Here is a 16,050-nt window from a genome sequence, read left to right as displayed (position 1 = left end):
GGGACGGTGTCACGGACGCACCGGGGGCCGTGGATACGGGGGTGGTCGACGCTGTTCCGGTGGCGACTGCTCCCGTGGGGCGGTGGGCGGCGGCCGTGCTCGCGGTGCGGGAGCGGCTGCCGGTGTGGGTGCAGCTCAGGTGCGGCCTGGAGCCGAAGACCCTTGCCGCGCTGGTCGTGGTTCTGGCCGCCGCCGCCGTGTTCGCCGGTATGCACTTCTGGTCCGCCCGGCCCGAGGGCGTACGGGCTCCGGACGTGGTCGGTGAGGCGGTGCACGCGCCCGGGCCGGAGACGGACGCGGAGCCGGAGGACGACGATCGGCCCGAGCCGTCGCCCGGTGCCGTGCCTGCCGCGGGGCCCGGTGGGCAGATCGTGGTGGACGTCAGCGGGAAGGTGCGGGACCCGGGGCTGCGCCGGCTGCCCTCCGGGTCACGGGTGGACGACGCGTTGACGGCGGCGGGCGGGGCGCGGCCCGGGACGGACCTGGCGGGGCTCAACCGGGCCCGGGTGCTCGTGGACGGCGAGCAGATCGTGGTGGGCGCCCCGCCGGCCCCGGTCCCGGCCGGGGGCGCAGGCGGTCCTGCGGCTGCCGGGGGCGGCGGCGGGCCGGTGCGCCTGAACGCCGCGACGGCGGACCAGTTGGAGGGCCTGCCGGGCGTCGGCCCCGTCCTCGCCCAGCACATCGTCGACTACCGCACCCAGCACGGCGGATTCCGGTCCGTCGACGAACTCCGCGAGGTCAACGGGATCGGTGACCGCCGGTTCGCCGATCTGCGCCCGCTGGTGCAGCCGTGAGCGCGCCGGACGTCCACGCGGCGTCGGGCAGCGCGCCGGACGTCCACGCGGCGTCGGGCAGCGCGCCGGACGTCCACGCGGCGTCGGGCAGGCGCCTGGGCCTCTCCGACCCCCGCCAGGAAGGTCCCGCCGATCTCCGCCTGCTCGCCCCGGCAGCGGCGGCCTGGGCTGGTGCGGGGTTCGCCGTCGGCGTTCCCGGGCGCTGGGCGGCGATGGGGGTGGTGCTGTGCCTGGGAACGGCGATGGTCCTCCTGTCGGTGCCGGGGCTCAGAGGGCCCCGCAGGGCGGCCCCGGGACGGGACGGGTCTCCCGCCCCGGCAGGACAGGGCGATGTCGGGGGAGGGGCCGGCGAGGGAAGGCCGGCCCGTGCGGCCCGTGCGCGCCGGCGGCTGCCCGCCACCGCTGCCGCGGCCGTGCTGCTCTGCGCAGCGGCAGGGGCGGCGTCCGCCGGGCTGCACAGTGCCGATGTACGCCGGGGCCCGGTGCCCGGACTGGCCCGGCAGTTCGCACGCGTCGAGGCGGAGATCACCCTCACCTCCGACGCCCGGCGCACGTTCCCCCGGGTGCGCGGCGACCACAGCACGCCCGCCTCCCTGCTCCTGGACGCGGAGGTCACGCTCCTGACGCGGCCCGACGGCACGGCCGTGCGGCTGCGCACGCCGGTGCTGGTCATCGTCCCGCCGGGTGACGCGACGGCCTCCTGGCAGCGGCTGCTCCCCTCCACCCGGCTGCGGATCAGCGGGCGGCTGGCGCCACCGCTGCACAAGGGCGAACGGCTCGCCGCCGTGCTGCGGCCCGACGGCAAGGCCCCGCCCCGGGTGACCGGCCCGCCCAGCCTCCTCCAGCGCACGGCGGGGCGGCTGCGCGCCGGACTGCGCGAGGCCACCGACGGACTGGGCCCCGACGCACGGGCGTTGCTGCCCGGTCTGGTCGTCGGCGACACGTCACGGGTCACCCCCGAACTGCACGACGCGTTCCGGGCGACCGACCTCACTCACCTGATGGCGGTATCCGGATCGAATTTGGGCATTCTTCTCGTTCTGCTCATCGGGCCGCCCGGCCGGGCACTGCGCGCCGAACGCGGGGGTCTGGCGCCCAGGCTCGGGATCTCGTTGCGGACGACCGCGCTGCTCGGCGGCGGGCTCACGCTCGCCTTCGTCCTGGTCTGCCGACCCGAGCCGAGTGTGCTGCGGGCCGCCGCGTGCGGGCTGATCACGCTGCTCGCCATCGGCACCGGGCGGCGCCGGACGCTGATCCCCGCGCTGTGTGCCGCCGTGCTGCTGCTGGTGCTGTACGACCCGTGGCTGGCGCGCAGTTACGGCTTCGTCCTGTCGGTGCTGGCCACCGGCGCCCTGCTCACCCTCGCCCCCAGATGGAGCGAGGCGCTGCGCCGGCATCGGGTGCCGCCGCGCCTGGCGGAGGCGCTGGCCGCCGCGGCCGCCGCGCAGGCGGTGTGCTCCCCGGTCGTGGTGCTCCTCGCCTCCCGGGTGAGTCTGGTGGCGGTCCCGTGCAATCTGCTCGCCGAGTGCGCCGTGGCGCCGGCCACGGTCCTCGGGTTCGCCGCGCTGGCCCTGGCGCCGGTGGCGATGCCGGTGGCCGGGCTGCTCGCCCGGCTCGCGGGATGGCCGGCCGGGTGGATCGCCTCGGTGGCCAGGACCGGGGCGGCGTTCCCCGGGGCGGAGGCCGACTGGCCCGGCGGCCTGTCCGGGGCGGCGCTGCTGGCCGTCCTGACCCTGGGTCTGGTGCCGGTCGTCCGATGGCTGGGCCGCCGCCCCTGGGTCTGCTCGGCCGCCGCGCTGCTCCTGGTGCTCGCCGTGCTCCGGCCGGCCCCGCTGACGCGGGTACTGACCGGGTGGCCGCCGCCCGGCTGGGCGTTCGCGATGTGCACCGACTTCCCTGTTTGATCTACGTGTTGAAGCGGATTGAACAGGAGATGGTCAGTGGCGAGTTGGCAGGTTTACTGGGTGCCGAGGCATTCGGTCGCGCTACCGGATCGAGTGCTGGTACTGACGGGCTACGGGGATCTGTCTGAGCGGGAGGAGCGGGTCGGGATCCACGTTGGAGATCCCATCCTGCTGTCGCCGGACTACCGGATTGATGACTGGTTGAGCCTGTACCTGTGCCGTTCGTCATTCGTACGGCTGGCGCCGGAGACCAAGCGGAACTACACGGACGACTACTGCCTTCTCTTCGATTTCCTGTGGGTACGCGGGAAGATCTGGAACGAAGCGACCGCGGATGATCTGTGGGACTTCGAGGACTGGCGGACACGGTCACCGCGCAATCCTCGGAAGATCGGCGGATCGCGGTGGGACCGCGGACTCGCGGCGTTCACGCGGCTGTACGCGTGGGCGGTCCGCAAGGAGTTGATGGCGGTCAATCCGATCGTGATGCGCACGGTGGTCGACCGCCACGGGCAGCTGGTCGAGGTGCCGGAGGCCCGCTCGAAGAACGCCCGGTCCAGCAACGTGCACTGGCTGACCCCGCGGGCTTTCCGGCTCTGGGTGAATGTGGGCTTGCGGGGCTACACCGCCGATGGGCTGCCCGCGTCGTGCTGGGCGGGGCGGATGGAGGATCGCAACGTGGCCTTCGCCGAGCTGCTGTTTTCCTCCGGGATGCGGCTGACGGAGGGCGGCTCGCTGTTGACGATCGAGATGCCGCGTTCGGCCTTGCAGGCCCGCCGCTACTACTCGGGCCGGTTGGCGAGGGAGGTCACGAAGTCGAAGAAGGCCCGGACGTACTACGCCGCTGCCCCGGTGGTGGGCCTGGTCGAAGGCTATGTGGAGTCGACGCGGGCGGCAGCGGTGCGACGCGCGCAGGCCAAGGGCCGGTACGACAGCCTGCCCGAGCGGAGGCTTGTGACCCGGATAACCGGGCTGCGTAAGCGGGTTCTGCACTGGGTTGACCAGGACGGCGTCATCGGCGAGACCGCGCTGAACGACGCCACGGTCGAGGAACGGATGACGCTGTTCACGGAGGGGCCGACCGGGCCGGAGCCGTTGTGGCTGTGGCTGAACGAGTCGGGGCTGCCGTTCCAGCCGGCGTCCTGGGAGAACGTCTTTCGGGCCGCGTCGCAGCGGTGTCAGGACGTTCTGACGGGGGTGGTGGCGGAGCCGCCGTTCTGCACGCCCCATATGTGCAGACATTCCATGGCTCTCTACATGCTTGTCGTGCTACACTACGTCGTCGACTTGCGGATGGGGCTGACGCCGGAGGAACGCCGGGATTTCCGTCTCCTCTACGGGGATCCGTGGAGGATGGTGCAGGACCTGTTGGGCCACTCGGGACTTGAGACCACCCGGGCGATTTACCTCGCACCCGTGTCTGACCTGCAACTTCGGTCCCTTCTGGCTGATCCGGACCCGCTGGACGAAGAGGGGAGCGTCGCGGTCACGCAGCACCGGGTGACCGCGCTGCTGTCCCGCCTCGCCCAGGAGAGCGAAGGCATCCAGGATCTGGACGAGAAGCTGGTGGTGCGAGCATGAGTCGGCGCGGACGCAAGGCGTCCTTGCCGACCGGACCCCACCACCGGCCCGTCGTCCTGGCCGAGGACGGCCTGCGGGTCTGCCACCGCGACAAACAGGGCGTCGTCCGCAACTACGACTTTGGGGTCCTGCCGGTGGCCCCGGCGTTGCAGCGGTCCTTGGCCGCCACCTTCGCCGCGCGATGTGCCCCCGGCGGCGGCTGGGATTCCGCCGACACCGGGTTCAACGTCTGGGTCCTGGTGAGGGCCTTCGTGAAGTTCCTGTCCGAGCAGGACAACCCGCCGAGAGACATCGACGAGATCACTGCGGCCTTGTGGTCGTCCTGGCGACTCAGCAGGCCGACCACAAACACCGGATACCGGCAGGTCAAGACGCTGGCGAACTTCCTGCTGCGCAACGAACGGCTCTCGCAGCCGGTCCGCGACGCGATGGCCAAACGGATGCCGAAGTGGAAGGCCCAGGAGAAGGCTTACCAGCCGCAGGAGTTCACCGAGATCCGTGTCACGGCGCGACAGATGTTCCGGGCTGCGCTGCTGCGGATCCGGGCGAACACCGCGCATCTGGAGTCCTGGCGGGCCGGGGCCTTCGAGCCCGGCAGCCGGGATTGGCTGGTCGGGGAGGCCCTGGACAGCCTCGCCCGGACCGGGCACGTTCCCCGCTACCCACAGGCCAGAGGCAAGATGGTGGTGGTCAACCGCTACCGGGTGGCGCTGGGCGGAGCAAAGCCAGAATTTACCTGGCAGCGGCTCTACTTAAGCCGGATCGAAGTCACCTCGCTGGCGGTGCTGCTGGTGACTGAGCAGGGGCTGAACGCCACCACGGTCGCTGAACTGCCGGTGCCCCGGGCGACGCCGGACTCCGGGGAGGGTGGCGGGTTCCCGGTCTATCGGTTGGAGTTGGAGAAACGGCGTCGCGGCGACGGCCGGCACTTCGAGACGCGCAACCTCACCGACTTCGGCGCCGACTCCCCGGGTCGCCTGATCACCGAGGCCCTGGAGGCTACCGCTCACGCCCGCGCGTTCGTCACCGCCGCCGGATCCGGCCCGGACCGCCTGCTGGTCTGGCACGAGAGAAACGCCAGCAACGGACGCGTTGATCCGGAAACGCCTCGGGTGGGGCCGTTCGCCTTCGGTCTGGCGAGGTCCGCCGGCACCCACTGGGCCATCAAGGTGGGACTTTCGGGGTCGCCGCTGCGGCGTACGCGCAAGACCGTCAATGTTCTGCACCGGCGCGAGCCGGGACAGAACACTCAGGACACCCACGACCGCGTCTATGTCATGAACGAGCCGCAGGCCCAGGAGGCGGCCGCCCCGGTGATCGCGGACGGCGTGACTGCGGCACTGGAGGCTGCCCGCCGGACGGTGTTCCGGGCCCAGCTCACCGATACTCCCGAGGCCGGTGACCAGCAGACCGCGACGACGGGTTGCACGGACTACGAGAACAGCCACTTCACCCCACCGGGGTCGAGCTGCGGGGCGTCTTTCCTGCTTTGCACCGCCTGCCCGAATGCCAGGGTCCACCCTGGGCATCACGCCCGGCTCGCCTACCTGCACCGCGCGCTGGAAAGCCTTCGCACGGCTGTAAACCCCGGGTTCTGGGAAGCGGACTGGTCCGATGCCCACGCTCGGCTGGAAGACCTCAAGGGCCGTTTGGGCACGGCTCTTTGGAAGGCGAGGCTCGCTGAGGCCACTGCCGAGGACCGCGAGATCGTCGACCATCTCCTGAACGGACATTACGACCTGTGACGACTTCGTACACCGAACTGCCCCTGGTCGTTCCCAGCCCGGACGGACCCTCGGTCGAGCCCTTGCTGGTCGTGGCGGGCTACCAGGGCACCGTCAACCGCTACGGCGCTCCCACCTGGCCGATGGCGCCGCTGATCGGCAACCCAAGCGCACCCCGCGAGACGATCCACTGGATGAAGTTCCCGGACGCTACCCGGGAGGAGTTCCGGCTCATCGCCTGGCGCCTGGTCAACCGCGCGCTGCCCGACACGTTCCTGGTCGGCAAGGTTCCCTCCTGGCGGACCAGGCAGAGCGGGCCCGCGATCTACCAGGCAGTCCTGGCCTGGCGGCACTTCGCCCACTGGCTCGACAAGCGCGGCATCACCAGCCTGGGCGCCTGCACCGAGGAGATCTTCCACGACTACGGACTGCACCTGAGCCGTCGGCCGGGCATCGGCCGCTCGACCGTGGGCCAGCGCCTGACCGCGCTGACCCGGCTCTGGGCATTCGACGAAGACAGCGTGCTCCCGCGCGGGATTGCCGAACCTCCCTGGAACCGTGAAGGCCGCGACGACTACCTTCCCGCGGCGACATCGTCCGGCGGAGAGAACAGCACGGAGCCGCTTTCCCCCGCCACCATGGGGCCCCTGCTCATCTGGGCTCTGCGGGTGGTCGAGGATTTCGCCGATGACATCCTCGCGGCCTGGGCCGAGAAGCGGCGGCTGACCGCGCGAGTCGCTGAGGTGAAGCCGACACCTGCATCACGGGCCTTGCTCAAGACCTTCTTCAACGACCTGGTCGAGCGCGGCCAGCCCATCCCCACCCACGACCATCCGGGCGGTCGGCGATTCGCCCTCACCTACATTGCCGGTACCATCGGCGCCTCTTACGGCCAGACCAACGGTGTCGTCGGCAGCCGACACGGAGGATTGGGGCTGGAGCAGTACATGCTGAGCAACCCCGGCGGATGCCCGCTGGACGTCCCCGTCACTGGCCTGGTCGAGGGGAAGCCGTGGAAGCGGTCGCTGGACTTCACCGAGGCCACGGCCATGATGCGGCACCTGGGCACAGCCGCTTTCATCGTCCTGTCGTATTTGACGGGAATGCGTCCCGGGGAGGTTCTCGGGCTGAGGACAGGGTGCTGCCCGGACCTCGCATCCGGACGGCACCTCATCCACGGACGCGTCTACAAGACGGCCACCGACGAGAACGGCAACCACCGCTCCGAAGGAGAGCTGCGCGCTGTCCCCTGGGTCGCCATCGCCCCGGTGGTCAGCGCCATCCGCGTCCTGGAACGCATCGTCCCCGACGGTTCGTTGCTCTTCGACGGTGCCGCCCACGACTTCGTCAGCAAGCGCAGCTCCGTCGGTTCGGTGACCTTCAGTTCCTGGCGCGATCGGGTCGAGGACTTCGCTGTCTGGGCCTCTGACCTCGCCCGATCCCTCGATCGACCGCACGAGGCCGTCCCCGCAGACCCGCACGGAGCGATCGGAACGGAGCGATTCAGAAGGACGCTCGCCTGGCACATCGCCCGCCGTCCCGGCGGGCTTGTCGCCCTCGCAATTCAGTACGGCCATCTGCGCACTTCCATCAGTTCCGGATACGCATCCCGCAGCCGGGACGGCATCCACCAACTCCTCGACGTCGAGACCGCTCGCGCCACCGCGGACACCCTCAGCACTCTCCACGCCGACCTCGCCGACGGCGTCGGCATCTCCGGCCGCGCCGCACGACGCGCGATTCACGCCGCCAGCCAGGCCCCCGCCTTCGTCGGCACCATCTTTACCCTCCGTGCCGCCCGCGCCGTTCTGGAGGACACCTCCCTGGCCGTCCACGACAACCCGCACGCCTACCTGATGTGTGTCTACAACCGGGAGAAGGCCCTCTGCCACCGGCTCGCCGACCGTCGTGACGCACCCACCCTGGACCGCTGCCAGCCCACCTGCGCAAACGTCACCCGGACCGACCACCACGCCGACCAGCTCATCGCCCAGGCCGAGGTCCTGGAAAAGCAGTCCGTCGATCTCGTCCCCGTCCCCCTGGCTCACCGATTGCAGACGCGGGCCCAACGGCTCCGGGACCTCGCAGAGAAGCACCACCACGACCGCATCACCCTGCCGGAGGCATCCGCATGACCCCCGCTATCGACGAACGCGACCGCATCCGCGCGGCCATGGAGCGGATCCTCAGCGGCTCGCACGTCCACTCCAACGGAGCCCTGACCGTCGTCGCCCTGGCGACCGAAGCGCGCGTTCCCCGCAATGCCCTGACTCAACGGCACCAAGACCTGAAGAACGAGTTCTACGAGCGCGTCCGCGCCCGCGGCGGGGTTCCCGACAGCGAAAAACGGCTTCGCGCCCGAGTAGTGAAACTCAAGGAACAGCATGCCGACGACGTCAAAGAGATCCAGGAACTCAAGACGGCCAACGAGATCCTTGTCCGGGCGCTTCACCAAGCACAGATGGAGAATCGACAGATCCGGCTCCAGCTAGTCGAGCGGCTAGACAACTTCCGTGTCCTACCCACGCAACCGTGCCCACCAGCGAGGTGAGACTGCCGCGGCGAAGGCACCATGCGCGTAGATGAGGAGGAGGCAGCCGAAATGATCGAGGACGGTGGCTGTACTCCGATCCGCACGCCGGCTTCGTGAACATCGCGGCTGTGATTGTTTTCTAGGGATTTCAACCCTCATGGCTGGTAGCAGCCCTAAGTGCCCGTCAGCAACGCGAGGCATGTCGCCGGGCAGTTGTCGCCGCTGAGGACTGAGGCGTCATCACCGGCTGGTGGGATCAACGTGCCCTCCGTGAACGGCTGGCCGTACCGCGTACACGGCGGCGGTCCGACCGAACGATCGCCTTCCCTCGCACCTACCAGCGCCTTGTTGACCAGGTCGAGGGACACCTACCCAGCTGAGACCAGTAGCGAGCCGCACAGCCGACCATCAACTCGCCGACGGTTCCCAGGTAACCCGGCCGAACACCCGCCTCACCATGCTGACCACGCACGGCAGCGCTAGGAGGTGCATCAACATCTGCGGTCCAAATATGGCGCATGCGCCTCGCCATCCCACGACTCCGTGCCCCCCACGTTCCCGCCGGGCATGTACCTGGCCTCATAGTCGAGCAGGAAGCGGGACTGACAACAACCCTTAGATGCAGGGAAGTTCTCGGGTCGTCGTGGGTGGATCAGCCAGAGGTTGCAACGCTAGGGTCACCCGGTGCGTGAAGATCGCTTCGGGAGGGCTGACGAACAAATGTGTACAGCTCATCGAGCGAGAGCCCCAGCTCGGCGGCCAGGGCGGCAACGGTGAAGAACTCCGGCGTCGACGTGCGGCCCTTCTCGATACTGCGCACGGTCTCGACAGAGATTCCCGCACTGCGGGCGACGGCCTCGGCCGAGCGCCCGGAGGCGCGCCGGGCCTGGGTCAGACGGAAGGCCAGCATCTGCCCACGGCGTTGAGCGGCGGGATCAAGCCTCCTTCGTGACATGGGTATAACTATACCTGTATCGTTACCCCCATGACGGTGACCGCGGCGGCCCCTTCCCCCAGCTGGCCTGAAGATGTGCTGCGGCTGAACGCCGTCTGCCCGTACTACACGATGTTTCCGCTGGACTTCCCCCTCCAGCAGCTTGCCGCCCATCCTGCGGCCACCCGGGTGCTGGACCCGTTCTGCGGCCGGGGCACCACGCTGTACGCCGCACGTCTGGCCGGACTGCCGGCAGTGGGCATCGACATCAATCCGGTGGCTGCCGCCATTGCCCAGGCCAAGCTCATCCAGGTCACGCCCGGCGCGGTGGTCCGGCTGGCCCGGCAGATCCTCGCCGGCGACATGCGGGGCAGGGTGCCTGAAGGAGATTTTTGGCAGTGGTGCTTCGAGCGGGAGACGCTGCGCGAACTGGCGACACTGCGCGAGTCCCTGCTGGAGATGACCACGCCGACGGCGGCCATGCTGCGGGCGGTCATGCTGGGCATCCTGCACGGACCCCGCAACAAAAATCTCCCCTCGTACCTGTCGAATCAGATGCCGCGCACCTACGCGTCCAAGCCCGCCTATGCGGTCAAGTTCTGGGCCAAGCGCGACATGGAGCCGGTGCGTGTCCCGGCTTTGGAGGTCATCGAGAGGCGGGCCAAGCGCCTGCTGGACGCGGCGCCGCTCGCCCACGGTGGGAAGGTCTACCTGGGCGACTCCGTCGAGACCCTGGACGGGCTACGGCAAAAGTTTGATCTCGTGGTCACGTCACCCCCGTACTACGGAATGCGCACCTATGTGGCCGACCAGTGGCTGCGCTCGTGGTTCCTCGGCGGGCCCCCGGAGGTCCCTTATGGCACGCACGGGCAGATCGCCCGCCAGCCCAACCAAGAGTCCTTCGTTCAGGCCCTTGCCGAGGTATGGGCTGCCGCTGCCCGCCGCTGCAATCAGGGCGCCCGCCTCGCGATCCGCTTCGGCGCCCTCCCCTCGGCCCGCACCGATCCGGAGAGCATGCTGCTGGCCTCAGTCAAGGAGGCGAAGGCCGGATGGGTCGTCAGGGAGGTCCGGCAGGCCGGCATTCCGCCCAAGCGTAAGAGGCAGGCCGAGCAGTTCGGCAAAGCTGGCTCCGCCGTCGATGAGATCGACCTGATCGCTGAATTGGTCGGGCTGCCCCGCTGAGCAGGTAACCCGGTTACTTTCCACAACTTCATAACTGATTGTCAGTGCCTCGTGTCATGCTGTGTGGGCCAGACGAGTGAACCACTCGCCTGTGACAGTCAGAGCGTGGTGTTGGGGAGAAGCATGTTCGACGCGGACCAGATCAAGCAGCTCAAGCAACTGATCGGCGAACAGGTCGAAGCTGGCCGCGCGGAGCTGGACAAACTGGTTGAGCAGACCCACGCCATCCGCTCCGACGTCAGGGTGATCAAGCCGCGGGCCGCGACTTCGGTCGCGCTGATGGCATCCGACGGCGGCAACAACAAGGTCGCCTTCAACCCCTTCTACCTTCAGGTCGTCCGCGTCGTGGACTCCAGCGGCAAAGAGCTGTGCATGGAGGTAGTCGCCCCGATCTCCGACATCGACGCCCTGAGTCGCCACCAATTCAACGAGGACGGCAGCCCCCACACCGCCCTGGGCAGGATGATGCACGGCCTTGGTGTCGAACGACTCCAGGACCTGTCACCGATGATGTCCGGCAAATCCCCCAGCTGGGTACAGGTCTTCCGGGACCTCTGTGAGTGGGCCACGCTGTATGACCTCATCTGCCACCGTGACTACGCGGTCGACACCCTGATCGTCCGAGACGGGCTGCTACGAGCCAAGATCTTCAAGGGCGAACTGTTCGTAAAAATGGGTGAGTTGATTTACGAGGCCATAGAGCGGATCCGGCGCGAGGACCGGCGCAAGGTGTGGCTGGTGGGACTGGCGAAGAACACCCAGGTCCTGGAGTACTACCGCCTGGCGATGTCGCTGTCCGGTGTGTTCGACAACGGTTCCCCCTGCTTCGCCAAGGTCCCCGCAGAGATGCTGGACGAGGTGTATCTCTGGGACGAGTACACCAGGGACATCGAGGATGATTCCACGGGCGAGAAGCCGAAGTTCAACATCGGTTCGATGTACTTCGTCCGCTTCGGCCCGCACTCTGGCGACCCCATCTGGACCGTGGACGTCATGTCCCGCCAGGACAGTGAAGCCCAGGCGATCTTCGGCTACCTGCAGGCCGACGCGGTGGCCGGCTTCCCCATCCCGTTCTACCCGAACTGCATCCAGCAGGCCGACAGCTTTTCTCGCGTCGCCGACTTGGACATGGACATCATCGAAGACCAGCTCGTCGACGCAGTTCGCGAGCAAGTCGGCGAGGACAAGGCCCCGGTCATCGACGCCCTGCGGCTGGCCTCCGACGTGGCCGCCCGCCGCTACGAGTAACGCACCCTGCCCGTCCCGAATCCTGCGGAGTCACGAACCATCATGAGCCTGTTCGAGCGCGACAAGATCGTCGGAACCTTCCGCGGCTTCGCCGAAAGCGGCATGGAATTCCACGCTGACCTCGTCCTGCCGCACCACGACAACTTCCAGACCATGGCCATGCACGGCCAGTTCGTCCTCGTCCAGCTCGAGCATGAGAGGGAGGCCATTCTCGGACGCATCACCACCATCTCTTCCCAGGGCCGTCTCGTCTCTCCCATTGGCGAGGACTACGCCACCCGCGCTGTGCGAGACCAGCGCCCCATCCCTGACGAGCTGCGTGAGCGCTACCTGAAGTACAAGGTCGACATCCGAATCCTCGGTGTGCTCCGCCAGGAAGGCGACAAGCACATCTTCGTCCCCAGCCACCGGCGTCTCCCGCATGTCGGGGCCCAGGTTGCCCTCTTGGGGGACGACCTGCTCGCCGAGGTCGTCAACGCCAACGACACCGACGGAGGCGCGGTCCCCATCGGCTACCTCGCTTTCGGCGAATTCGTCTACGCCGGCAAGGACAAGCGCGTCGGCGACACCTCTTGGATGCAGATCCAGCACCCCGCGATCATGCCGACCTTCCAGATCGACAAGCTCGTCGCCCGCCGCAGCTTCGTCTTCGCCCGCGCCGGCTTCGGCAAGTCCAACCTCGTCAAGCTGCTCTTCTCCGCTCTGTACGAGGAACAGCCCACGGTTGATCGGCGTAACGGCAAAGCCCCGGTCGGCACGATCATCTTCGACCCCGATGGCGAGTACTTCTGGCCCGACTTCAAGGGCCGCCCCGCACTGTGTGACGTACCGCACCTGCGCGACAAGCTGGTCGTCTTCACCAACCGCAAGGGCCCCAGCGACTTCTACCAGTCCTTCGTCGTCAACGGCGTCAAGATGAACATCAAGGAACTGCAGGCCTCCCGGGTGCTGGGCATCGCCCTGCCGCCGGAAAAGCAGGATCAGCAGAATGTGGTCAAGCTCAAGTCCCTCGACGGTCCCAAATGGAGCCGCCTCGTCGACCTGATCCACCGCGACAAGTACGGTGCAGACCGCGACCAGGTCCGGGAGATCCTGAACCTCGAATCCGGCCAGGAAGCGGAGACCAACGCTGCGATCGGCAACATGACCCGCGTCGTCAATGCACTGCACGATCCCGACAGTCAGCTGCTCAGCGCGCTGAAGGACTGTCTATCCCAGGGCAAGCTGTGCGTCGTCGACATCTCCCAGATGCGCGGCTCCCAGGGACTGCAGCTCGCTGGCGTCATCCTGGGCGACATCTTCGAGCACAACCAGAACCAGTTCACCGAGGCCGAACCGAAGTCCATCCCCACAATCGCCGTCATCGAAGAGGCCCAGTCCGTCCTTGGTGGCTCCTCCCAGAGCGAAGACGGCCCCTTCGTCTCCTGGGTCAAGGAAGGTCGTAAGTACGATCTCGGTGCCCTGCTGATCACCCAGCAGCCCGGAAGCCTCCCCCAGGAACTCCTCAGCCAGGGCGACAACTTCTTCGTCTTCCATCTGCTGTCCCAGGGAGACCTCATCTCCCTTAAGAAGGCCAACGCCCACTTCTCCGAAGACCTGCTGGCCACCCTGCTCAACGAGCCGCTCGTCGGCAACGGCATCTACTGGTCCAGTGCCCCCGGCACCGACCGCCACTCGCGTCCCTATCCTGTCTCTGTGCGCGTCCTCAGCTTCGAGGACTCCTACAAGATGGCCGACCCCGACTACTCGCTCCCGGCCCCCGACAGCTTCGCCGCCCAGGCTCGGACCGCCGTCGACGACCGACGTTCCGAAGCTCGGGCTGCTTCCCAGAGTCTCGCCGCCAGCCACCCCCAGGGCGCCCGCAGCGAAGCAGCCGGGGAAGACGTCACGGCGGACGACAGTGCGATCGCGATCGTGCACCTGCGGGACAATAAGCCGGAGTTCCACAAGATGATCAATACTCCGCGGGGCATCAAGTGGGGACACCTCTCCCACATGCTGGCCGAAAAGGCACCCGCACACGCCAAGCGCGACGGATCCGACTTCGGCTGGGGCAAAAGCCTGGTCAAGCAGGCGCTTGACCAGCTGTATCCGGACCAGTGGGTCTCGGTAGCCCGAGAAGACGACAAGAAGCCGGGCACATTCCCCAAGTTCATCATGCTCAAGGAGCATGCTCCGAAGTCCGAGCCGGAAGCGGACCAGAAGGCGGACGTGAAACAGAGCGACGCGCTGTTTGACACCGAGGAGTCTGGACAGGAGCCCCCCTTCTGAACTCGTGCCACCAGCGAGGAAGGAGGGGCATGACCGCCAGCAACCGAAGCACCCCGCTAACCCCGTCCCAGAGCGACCTTCTTCAGGCCCTCTCAGCTCGGTGGACGATGCACATCCTGCTGGCCCTTCATGCCTCCAATGGAGCGGGGCGATTCACCGAGATTCAGGAAGCCGTCTCCGGGATCTCCAACCGCGTGCTCTCCAGCCGTCTCGCGAGCCTGGAGAGCCGCGAGCTGGTGTCCAGGAGCGTGCTCCCGACCCGACCGGTCACTATCACCTACCGGCTCACCAGCCTCGGCCAGCAAGCTGCGGCCGCTCTGACCCATCTACGCGACGTGGCAAACAGATCTCTTGACATGTGATGTGCCTTGCCCGCCAACTCCAGGATGAACTCGCTGAGGCTTTTCAGCTCGTCCTCGATCGGGTGACGTGGACCGGGTTGGCAAGAGGCGGCGACGCAAAATGCTCGGCTGGCTGCTCTCGAGCTCGACTGTCTACAGGCGCATTCGCTGGCCAGCCAGCGCACCGACCGAGTCCGCCGAGCTGCGAGCTGCCCTGGACGATCGTGCTTCTAAGGCACCTGAGGAGGACGGGGTCACGGGTGTTGTCACCGAAGGGAGTGACTACGCGATGAGTGTCAGTGGTCCCGCATACTGTGCCCTCGTGAGTCGGAAGAAGAAGCTGTGCTCGTTTCAAAGCTGCGACCGCGAGGCCAACCGTGGGACGTACTGCCAAGGGCACTACCAACAACGCTGGCGTGGGCAGGAAATGACACCTCTGCGCCAGCTAGGGTCTAGACGCTGCGACCTTAACGGATGCGATCGACCACACCTGGCAAGAGGATTATGCAAGGGACACTACCAACAGCAGCGTGACGGCAAAGAACTAACACCACTGGTCCCTGCTACGCATGGCAGGGCATGCAGCTTCGAGGGATGCGATCGCCCTCACCAAGCTAAGGGGCTCTGTAGCGCTCACTACCAACAGAAGAAGAAGTATGGAGGGCTTCGACCCCTGTACTCGTGGCTCGTGCAACCGGAAGCAGTGTGTAGTGCTATCCCAGGTTGCCAACATCGTGTGTATTCGTCCGGACTCTGTCGGACACATGACGACCAGCGAAAGGGCGAGCGCCCATTCACGGTTCTTCGACCTCCGGTACGTCAGGAAGACATGTGCTCGGGACCGGAATGCGTCCAGGAGGCCGAACTGACCGGCCTGTTGTGCAGGTCGCACACGCTGATGAAGGAGCGAGGGGCTCCACTCAAGCCTTTGGTTCTCAGGACTCGGTCGAAAGATGCAGCGGATCTTATCGCACGAGGTCTGTACTGGTGCACGTGCTGTCAGCAGGAACTGCCACTAGGCGACTTTCGCCTTGATAGTCAACGTGGGCTCCCGCGAAGCCAATGCAGACTGTGTGCAGGAATCGATCTCCGGGCCGCGAAGCACCAACGCTCATTCGTGGAGATAGTTCATCTATTCAAGCACCAGGGCTTCAAGTGTGCCCTCTGCCCGGTAGTGCATGAACATGAGAGCGGTCTACATCTTGACCACGATCACAAGTGCTGCCCAACTAAGGGCGAGTCTTGCGGAAAATGCATCCGCGGGCTGCTGTGTTGGGGATGTAATGCCGGGGTGCTGCCCTGGTATGAGCGCGTCCGGAGCGTACAACTTCCCTATGCGCCATTGGAGTCCTACTTGGATCGGCCGCCTGCTCTCGTGATTGGGCTCACTACCAGGAACACATGAGTGGTGTGGTTGGGCAGCGTCTCAGACGCCTTCGTACGCTCAGGGCCGGCCGGTCTGCCGGTACTTGTCCAGGCCGGGCACCCACCAGGCATGCGTGCCTCTTGCATGCACGGGTGGAGTCTTGCTCCGGCCA

General features: G+C 67.3%; 11 protein-coding genes and 1 pseudogene. 11 read left to right on the top strand and 1 reads right to left on the bottom strand.

The window, feature by feature from the left end; genetic code table 11:
- Positions 1 to 59: 59 nt before the first annotated feature.
- The 6 genes and pseudogenes from OG242_RS09305 to OG242_RS09280 all read left to right on the top strand — a co-directional run bounded on the left by OG242_RS09305 (position 60) and on the right by OG242_RS09280 (position 8,554).
- Entirely contained in the window at positions 60 to 794 is a 735-nt protein-coding gene (locus OG242_RS09305; protein WP_405897695.1) for a helix-hairpin-helix domain-containing protein, read from the top strand.
- Positions 791 to 2,680, top strand: a pseudogene (locus OG242_RS09300) (ComEC/Rec2 family competence protein); the annotation flags it as partial. The gene OG242_RS09305 and the pseudogene OG242_RS09300, both read left to right, overlap by 4 nt.
- 54 nt (positions 2,681 to 2,734) lie before the next feature.
- A complete protein-coding gene (locus OG242_RS09295; RefSeq protein ID WP_405897694.1) occupies positions 2,735 to 4,279 on the top strand; it encodes an integrase in 1,545 nt (514 codons plus the stop codon).
- Complete coding sequence (locus OG242_RS09290) at positions 4,276 to 6,024, top strand: hypothetical protein (protein WP_405897693.1); 1,749 nt, start codon at positions 4,276 to 4,278, stop codon at positions 6,022 to 6,024. Before OG242_RS09295 ends, OG242_RS09290 begins: the two co-directional genes overlap by 4 nt.
- Positions 6,021 to 8,138 (top strand): integrase, encoded by a 2,118-nt coding sequence (locus OG242_RS09285; protein WP_405897692.1) that lies wholly within the window; start codon positions 6,021 to 6,023, stop codon positions 8,136 to 8,138. The genes OG242_RS09290 and OG242_RS09285 overlap by 4 nt, the downstream gene beginning before the upstream one ends.
- Complete coding sequence (locus tag OG242_RS09280) at positions 8,135 to 8,554, top strand: hypothetical protein (RefSeq protein WP_405897691.1); 420 nt, start codon at positions 8,135 to 8,137, stop codon at positions 8,552 to 8,554. The genes OG242_RS09285 and OG242_RS09280 overlap by 4 nt, the downstream gene beginning before the upstream one ends.
- 634 nt (positions 8,555 to 9,188) lie before the next feature.
- On the opposite strand, the gene OG242_RS09275 is transcribed toward OG242_RS09280, so the two are convergent.
- Positions 9,189 to 9,491, bottom strand: coding sequence for a helix-turn-helix transcriptional regulator (locus OG242_RS09275; protein ID WP_405897690.1), 303 nt, complete (start codon positions 9,489 to 9,491; stop codon positions 9,189 to 9,191).
- A gap of 30 nt (positions 9,492 to 9,521) precedes the next feature.
- Between OG242_RS09275 and OG242_RS09270 the strand changes: the two genes are divergently transcribed.
- The 5 genes from OG242_RS09270 (at position 9,522) to OG242_RS09250 (ending at position 15,917) form a co-directional block, all read left to right on the top strand.
- Positions 9,522 to 10,652, top strand: a complete 1,131-nt coding sequence (locus OG242_RS09270) for a site-specific DNA-methyltransferase (RefSeq protein ID WP_405897689.1) — start codon at positions 9,522 to 9,524, stop codon at positions 10,650 to 10,652.
- Between the two features lie 123 nt (positions 10,653 to 10,775).
- Positions 10,776 to 11,900, top strand: a complete 1,125-nt coding sequence (locus OG242_RS09265; protein ID WP_405897688.1) for a hypothetical protein — start codon at positions 10,776 to 10,778, stop codon at positions 11,898 to 11,900.
- A 42-nt stretch (positions 11,901 to 11,942) separates the two neighbouring features.
- Entirely contained in the window at positions 11,943 to 14,171 is a 2,229-nt protein-coding gene (locus tag OG242_RS09260) for an ATP-binding protein (protein WP_405897687.1), read from the top strand.
- 29 nt (positions 14,172 to 14,200) lie between these two features.
- Entirely contained in the window at positions 14,201 to 14,533 is a 333-nt protein-coding gene (locus OG242_RS09255; RefSeq protein WP_405897686.1) for a winged helix-turn-helix transcriptional regulator, read from the top strand.
- Positions 14,534 to 14,633: 100 nt separating this feature from the next.
- On the top strand, positions 14,634 to 15,917 hold the full coding sequence (locus OG242_RS09250) for an endonuclease domain-containing protein (protein WP_405897685.1): 1,284 nt from the start codon (positions 14,634 to 14,636) through the stop codon (positions 15,915 to 15,917).
- Positions 15,918 to 16,050 lie beyond the last annotated feature (133 nt).

It is taken from the genome of Streptomyces sp. NBC_00727 (genome assembly GCF_045161745.1).
Lineage (GTDB): Bacteria > Actinomycetota > Actinomycetes > Streptomycetales > Streptomycetaceae > Streptomyces.
The sequence above is the reverse complement of the archived record's forward strand: the minus strand, read 5'-3'. Positions and strand labels throughout refer to the sequence as shown.

Bases quoted from the DNA above. Each gene is read 5' to 3' on its own strand.
- OG242_RS09290 (WP_405897693.1), top strand. From the start codon at position 4,276: ATGAGTCGGCGCGGACGCAAGGCGTCCTTGCCGACCGGACCCCACCAC.
- OG242_RS09280 (WP_405897691.1), top strand. From the start codon at position 8,135: ATGACCCCCGCTATCGACGAACGCGACCGCATCCGCGCGGCCATGGAG.
- OG242_RS09275 (WP_405897690.1), bottom strand. From the start codon at position 9,491: ATGTCACGAAGGAGGCTTGATCCCGCCGCTCAACGCCGTGGGCAGATG.
- OG242_RS09270 (WP_405897689.1), top strand. From the start codon at position 9,522: ATGACGGTGACCGCGGCGGCCCCTTCCCCCAGCTGGCCTGAAGATGTG.
- OG242_RS09265 (WP_405897688.1), top strand. From the start codon at position 10,776: ATGTTCGACGCGGACCAGATCAAGCAGCTCAAGCAACTGATCGGCGAA.
- OG242_RS09260 (WP_405897687.1), top strand. From the start codon at position 11,943: ATGAGCCTGTTCGAGCGCGACAAGATCGTCGGAACCTTCCGCGGCTTC.
- OG242_RS09255 (WP_405897686.1), top strand. From the start codon at position 14,201: ATGACCGCCAGCAACCGAAGCACCCCGCTAACCCCGTCCCAGAGCGAC.
- OG242_RS09250 (WP_405897685.1), top strand. From the start codon at position 14,634: ATGCTCGGCTGGCTGCTCTCGAGCTCGACTGTCTACAGGCGCATTCGC.